Origin of the sequence: Scytonema hofmannii PCC 7110 (assembly GCF_000346485.2) — a bacterium.
In the GTDB taxonomy this organism is placed as follows: Bacteria; Cyanobacteriota; Cyanobacteriia; order Cyanobacteriales; family Nostocaceae; genus Scytonema; species Scytonema hofmannii.
In genome coordinates, this window is the sequence record NZ_KQ976355.1 from 301,212 (window position 1) to 308,050 (window position 6,839).

General features: G+C 40.8%; 6 protein-coding genes and 1 pseudogene. All 7 read right to left on the minus strand.

All coding sequences use genetic code 11. The features are described 5' to 3' along the window. Nucleotides 1-502 precede the first annotated feature (502 nt). Nucleotides 503-1,846, minus strand: a complete 1,344-nt coding sequence (dnaX, locus tag WA1_RS50290) for a DNA polymerase III subunit gamma/tau (protein ID WP_017741132.1) — start codon at nucleotides 1,844-1,846, stop codon at nucleotides 503-505. A gap of 87 nt (nucleotides 1,847-1,933) precedes the next feature. Then, on the minus strand, nucleotides 1,934-3,223 hold the full coding sequence (dnaN, locus tag WA1_RS50295) for a DNA polymerase III subunit beta (RefSeq protein WP_017741133.1): 1,290 nt from the start codon (nucleotides 3,221-3,223) through the stop codon (nucleotides 1,934-1,936). 85 nt (nucleotides 3,224-3,308) lie between these two features. Beyond that, complete coding sequence (locus WA1_RS50300; RefSeq protein WP_017741134.1) at nucleotides 3,309-4,319, minus strand: DUF5895 domain-containing protein; 1,011 nt, start codon at nucleotides 4,317-4,319, stop codon at nucleotides 3,309-3,311. A 123-nt stretch (nucleotides 4,320-4,442) separates the two neighbouring features. Then, nucleotides 4,443-4,733, minus strand: coding sequence for a hypothetical protein (locus WA1_RS50305; protein ID WP_017741135.1), 291 nt, complete (start codon nucleotides 4,731-4,733; stop codon nucleotides 4,443-4,445). Between the two features lie 49 nt (nucleotides 4,734-4,782). Then, nucleotides 4,783-5,853, minus strand: coding sequence for a DNA methyltransferase family protein (locus tag WA1_RS50310; RefSeq protein WP_017741136.1), 1,071 nt, complete (start codon nucleotides 5,851-5,853; stop codon nucleotides 4,783-4,785). Next, nucleotides 5,822-6,160 carry a hypothetical protein gene (locus tag WA1_RS50315; protein ID WP_017741137.1) on the minus strand — a complete coding sequence of 113 codons (339 nt, stop codon included), beginning with the start codon at nucleotides 6,158-6,160 and terminating at the stop codon, nucleotides 5,822-5,824. Before WA1_RS50315 ends, WA1_RS50310 begins: the two co-directional genes overlap by 32 nt. Nucleotides 6,161-6,381: 221 nt before the next feature. Beyond that, nucleotides 6,382-6,839 (minus strand): annotated as a pseudogene (locus WA1_RS57955) (hypothetical protein); the annotation flags it as partial.

Here is a 6,839-nt window from a genome sequence, read left to right on the forward strand (position 1 = left end):
TTTGTTCATCGTTTTATTCTTTTTTGCTGTATAGGAGGTCAAAAACTTCGTTAATCCTTTTAGGGCATAACCGATTATTTCGGTTGGATAGGAGCGACATTTAGGTTCATTCTTTGTCCGCAAAAGCAACGTGGAAGTATTCTCGATTGGAAACCTTGGAAGTAGAATTGCGTTTATTTCTAAGGGTGAGATACGCACCAAAAACAAATAATTTGTCTGTTGAATTGATTGAGGCATCTGAGCCATATCTCAAGGTAGGAAAAGAATATTCAGCACCTTCGGGTTGTTTTAAAATTTCTTAAAATATGACATTTAAGGTGTTATTTTCTATTAGCAGTTGTTGATAGATTTATTAGTAAATTAGATGAATTTTATTAAAATTATCATTCTAATTTAAAATTATAGTTGTCACTGTTATAGTTATATTGCCAGTAGTTCTCGGATGTAGAACGACAAATTACTTGCTGTCAAGGACAATAATTTGTCGTTCTGGAGTCGTTTGTTACACTGTGGTAAGTTTGACTGTTGCGGGTGACTGGAATAGCATTTTTTGCACCTCTTTCACCCACTCAGTAGATTTCTTGCCATTAACGCTAGGCGTTCTATTCCATTTTTCCGTTAACTCTTCCACACTCACATATGGTAGTAGTTCTTTAGCCCACGAGATTGCGTCGTCTGGGCTTGACCATAACCGCCAAGGTTGTTGTGACATCAAATCTCGTTGTGGTACGGAATTGGGCACATTTGTACTGTTGGGAGCCAGCTTAATAATCTCCATGACGCTGACTTCCAAGAACAAATGTGGCAATTCGCTACTTTTAACAAGAGAATACCTGGAGGTTAGGTGTTTGATAGTTTCTTGTATGGAAATCTCATTCCATGAGGAAACTACTTTGATAGTATCGCTCCAATTGTCCGAAAACATTCCTGTCAGATATCCACTTTCAGGGCTGGGGCTGCACAGTGCAATAAGCATGGTTTTGAAGAATTTTATAATTTCCCCCAAAATGACCAGTGGTTCTTTGTCCTCGATCATGCTATCAAGAATGGTTTTGACACCAACTACGTTTCCTACAGTTATTTGTTCTACAAGAGTCAGTAGTTCGTGCTCAGGCACCATCCCTGCTATCTCCCATACCCAATTCTGGTTAATGGTAGTATCTAGCAAACTCAGTTGATCCAACAGACACTCAGCATCCCTCAAACATCCAGAGGACAATTGAGCTATTAGCTTCAGTGCTTCTGGAGTGATGTCAATGGTTTCTCCCTTAACTATGTGTTGCAGGTGTTCCACCATCGCTTTAACACCAATTCTCTTAAAATCGAACTTTTGGCATCGTGAAGCTATGGTTGCAGGAACTTTGTGCACTTCTGTTGTGCATAGGAGGAACACTACGTTAGCTGGTGGTTCTTCCAGCGTTTTTAAGAGAGCTTGCCACCCCTGAGAGCTGAGGCTGTGGCATTCGTCGATAATGAAGACTTTGTATCTGCTTTCTAAAGCAGCGAATTGGCATCTCTCTATCAATTCTCTGATGTTGTCAACGCCAGAGTTGCTTGCAGCATCTAGTTCGATAACGTCTAGCGACGTCCCCAAAGCGATCGCTTGACAAGAGTTACAATTGCCGCAGGGCTGAGTGGTGGGACTTTTTGCCGCCAAGCAATTGAGAGATTTGGCAAAAATGCGAGCGCTGGAAGTTTTACCTGTACCGCGAGGACCTGTGAACAGGTACGCTGGGGCAATCCGAACAGAACTGATAGCATTGCTTAACGTGGTTGCGATTGCCTGTTGACCGACGAGTTCTGCAAACGACTGTGGACGGTATTTGAGGTGAATTGGTTGGTACATACGATTTTTACCTTTTCCCGAGAATTTTTTCCCAAATTGTGTGAATAAGCCGTCCCCTAGTTTGGGGGATGTGCCTTGTGTTAGGTGTTATGCTGGAATGGCAGGTTCATTTTCTTTTACCTGTTTATCCCTTCTTCTTTTGGCAGTGTTTTGTGATGTTTCACCTTTTGGAGATTCAATTTGTCCGGTAGTTTCATCAACACCATTTTTATCTTTATCTTTGGCTTTAGGAGATGTTTGTGCTGTATCCCGTATTTGAACGGGCATTACTAGGGAAAGTTGATCTAGAAGCCCGCCAACAGGACATAGGATTACAGGTGTTGAGCAGCGATTTGCTCTGATGAGTATTTCGTCTGTTGTGATATGCTTAATGGCCTGACTTAGATAATCTATATTGAAGCTAATGGTAATGTTTTCATTGGTTTGGCTTTTGCTCTTGATTGAGATACTTTCTACGGCATCACCAACGTCTTGTGCTTGAGCGTATAATGTTGCAGTTTCTTCTCCAACATCCCATACGATTTGTACAATTTTGTCTTTCTTTTCTGCTAAAATTTGTACTCGTCTCAGTGCTGATTCCAAAACTTTTTTATCAACATATAGTTCATATGTGAATTGAGTTGGAATCAGTGATGGATAGCTTGGGTAAGTTCCTTCCAATAACCTTGAAGTTATTTTTGTTTCTCCTACAAAAACTTGTATAATGTTATCGGAAACTTGGATTTCACACGTACCATTGTCGGGAGATTTTTCTAGAATTCTTTCTAGTTCTCCTAAATTTAGGTATGGGAATGTAATGGCTAGGTTTGTATTGTTTTCATTTTCTTCTGTTGAAGGAATTGAAGCAAATGCCAATCGATGACCATCTGTTGCAGCAAGCCTCCATTCGGAGTTATCAAATATAAAGTTAACTCCTGTTAGAACTAATTTGGTTTCGTTTTTGCTTGTTGCAAAGAGTGTCGCTGCAATTGCTGCTTTTAGCTTTTTTGCAGATATTTTGATTTGAGAACCTTCTGCTGTTGGTAAATTGGGGAATTCTTCAGCAGATGTGCCTTGTATTCTGCATTTTCCTGAGCTATGGCTTATGGTGCAAGCTTTGTCCTTTATCTCTAGGTTGAGGTCTCCCCCTAGGTTTTGTATCGTTTCCCTTAGAAGGGCGGCTGGTAATGCGAGTGTGCCACCACTCTCTACTGTTGCATCAATACGAGTTTGGATGCCCAAGCTAAGATTGAATCCGCAGAGCAATAGTTTTTGGTTTTCTTCGTCAGCGTTGATTAGCAGATTCCTTAAGATGGGAACTGCTGGCTTTGTAGCCACCGCACAGCAAGCAGTGGCGATCGCATCAGATAGCTTTTGAGCAGGTATTGTGATTTTCATGGTTGATAATTCTATTGGTGAGTGGGTGCGTGAAGATAAGGAATCTCACTGCACCGATTATTGACGCTAATAGCTCTTGGGACTATTAGTAAGGAAGATTTTCGTAGTCAATATCGACTACTGTAGTTCCTTTGACTACTGGTGGTGTTATGGGCTGAGATGTTTGCAAGGATTCCGGTGGAATTTCAGGTTCTTCAAGCTGTTTGTGAGTGTTCTCAGCAGCTTTGAGAAGGGGCTTGGAGAAGTACTGTTCGCTTCCTGCTAGTGGGTGAATCGTTTGTTCTCTAGTTTCTTCCACGTTTAAGAAATCTCTGATATTGCTTCCATCAGCATTGGGAGCAGCATAGCTTCCGATAACAGCAACCCAAGACTTCTTTTCCTTTGATGTTGCCTCTTTTGGTTCTAGGGATGCTGTGAACGTCGGGCAAAAGATTCCCATTGAATGAAATCTCTTATCCTTGGGCGAGTACCCTTGCTTCATGAAGCGCCCGTAAGCAACTTCAAGTTTCACCCTAAATTCTTTTAAAGCTTCCCCAAACCGGGCTGCTGCAATTCCTTTGACTGAGAGAATCAGTGGAATTTCGTGTAGCAGTTTTTGATTGTCACCAACTAGATATATGAGGTACAAGGTTCTTAAAGTCACTTGTTCCTTTTCTTTAAGTTCCTCATACAATTGCTTTCCTTCTGGTGTTTCGTAGCTAGCTAAAATTTCTTTAGTCTCACGGTCTTCAATTAACCGTAGGGATTTGGTTACAACGTGCATTTTGGGGCTTTTGAACAAAACCCCTGATTCAACCGAACCACTTCTGAAAGTGTGTTCGTAGTTTGGTTCCGATCCCATCCATCCTATCAACCCCAGGACCTTTTCTTTGACGAACAATCCGGGTGTATCCTTTTCATTCAAGATTTGGCAGATTGGTATGGAATCAAGAGTGCCTGTGTATTCTTGTAAGCTGTATTTCTCAGCTTTCTGTCTGTACTCAGCGTCTGTCTCTTGTTCGTTTGATTCGGTTGGTTCTGTTGGTTCGTTTAGTTCGTTTGCTTCGTTTACTTCGTTTGGTGTTTGGGTTTTTGCATTCTCAGTTTTGTTAGGCATACTTTTGATTGTCTAGATTGTTTGTGTTGCGAGCATCGGTGTTTTTTGCGTAGCAAAAACGTTGTCAGAAAATAAAACCCCCAATTCTTGGGGGTACTTTGAACTGTCGATATGTGCTTTGTATCAGAGACCCGTCATGGCATAAGTTCCGTTGCTGGTTTTGCTATAGTCTGTAGATTTTAGTGACTGAGATTCCCTCTGAATTTCGAGGTTTCTTTGTGTTGCTAGGTCGTTTCTCATGTTTATTAGGATTTCGATGAATTCATCTAGTTTCTTAATACAGGCAGCATTAAATGATAGACTGCAACTTTCACCATTTTCTATGAAACTGCAAGTTTTGAGTGCGGAACTCCCATGGGAACTTAGGAGAGTATTAGGAGTCATTTGAACGGTTAACGAATGTTTGAATTTCATAGTTCTACTGTATTACTGATTTTGGTGTACCAATATTTGTGCTTATTAGTTACCGTTTTGCGATCGCCACAATTCTGGTTTGCACTCCTGTCGAGTTGTCAGAACTTATGAATGCATCTTTTGGAAGTTTTTCAATATGGGTCGCATTTTGGTCTATCCATTCTTTGAATTGTTTGTACTTGGAACTTGTGAATACATTCTCAGGAAGAACTGTGACAAGTCTTCCCCGAGCTTCCAAGCATTCATAAGCATGGTCAACGTGGCTAACCATATCGCTAAAAGGTGGATTCATCACGATCCTTGAGTAAGGATCTTTTGGGTGGTACTGTAGGAAGTCTGTACCTACGAGATTGAACCCTTTGAGATGTAGGAGTTCTCGTAGGGTTGTGTCAATTTCGACAACATCTAGCTTGACCTCCGGATAGAGGTCAAGAACCTTTCCGCAAATGCTACCTTTGCCAGCAGAAGGTTCTAGGATTTTCATTCCTGGTTTTATTTCTGCTAGTTGTACTATGAGCGAAACAACGGGGTCTGGAGATGGGAAATAGTCTCGACCTTTGTACCCAACAATTTCTAGTTCTAACTCAGCTATCCTTTTGCGTACTGGATCTGTTTCTTCGGGGAGGTGCAACTGCAAAAGTGCTGAGATGGCATTTCGCGCCATTCGTTCTGTATAGATGTTAGCTCTAGAAAGAGTTTCAATTTTATTCTTATCTTGGTTGCTGGAGCTACTGAAAGTTTCTCCAATTTTCTCAGGCGACCAATTTATCATTTCATGCAGTGTTTCAAGCTGCGTTTTACTAGTGATACCCCGCAAACTTTGGTCTAACTCTCCTTCTTTAGCAGCATCAGCCATTTTGTACAACCAGGTTTGAATGGTTTCTAGCTTAATTCCCTCCTCAATCATTGAGTTAGCCATTAGTTTTCGTCTTTTGGTTGGGCGCTGTAGCCCGCAGGCAGGATTTTTTTTACGTAGGATACTATCCGTCATCCCTTTTGCAAGATTTTCAAGTTCTTCTGCTTTATTGAAATCAGGAACTTTAAAAAGCGAACCAATCCGATCGGGAAGTTGGCTATCAATGTTAGGGTTAGCGGACGGATTGAATAGCGACAATTGCATCTTCTTTCGACTCTTGTGATGATGTTTCTAAATCTTTGGTTGCACAGAATGTAATCAATTCTGTTTTTGCGCTCCAAACTTTACACTCGTAATTAGTAGTTAGTCTTTCAGATTGTCTAACTGTGGCTCTTGTGCAAAGGCTTTTTTCTAAAATGTAATTTTGAAATGCGAGCGCATCTTTTTCGTTGTTAAAGCCGAAGTAGGATGTTTTTCTGATTCCTAATGGGTCTGTAATTGTGGCAACTCTTTTTGATAGGATGTTAAGTGTCCACCCGTCTGAGGTTAGTTCAATTTTCTTGACTTCCATACATACTAATGTATTGATTAAAGGATTAGTAAAGCGTTTGCTAGCCAACCTATGATTTGAGCGATTGATTGTTTGGCAGATAGAGGCGAGCCCCTATCTAAGTTTTCGATAATACTATGGATTTCTGTATGCGATCGCCTTAAAATCTGAATGGCTATTGCTATGGATTGAGGATTCGGATTATTGATGTTAGGTGTTGGTTGAATGAACTTGTATCCATTTTAAATTTCCACTTCTGGTATGGAATCTAGGTACTGCGAAGAGCTTATTTTCCTTTGGAATAGCAGATTTAGGCTTTCTTCATGATTTTGTGAGGGTTCAGATGTAAGTGGGGTTGCGCCATCAGGAGTTACTATTTGTTGTAGCGATGATAGAGTTTTCTCCAATCTTTCCTTAAAATTATTGTCCTGTTGCTCGCTCCAGTAAAACTGGTGTACTGGGTTCTCTTCCAAATTGACGAAATAGTACACTAGGCTGATGTTTTCATAGCTGTAAGCCGTGCATTCTGCTAGCAAGAATAATCTCAGCTGTGTGTGCCAACATTGTTCTAAGTGCTCGTGTTTTCGATTTCGGCTAATAGACCAGTCCATGCCAATTACTTGTTCTCCTGTCTCAATGATGAGATTGTATTGTGCTAATAAAAGGTTTTCTCCTATTAGTTTTTGGAGGACGGCTTCCC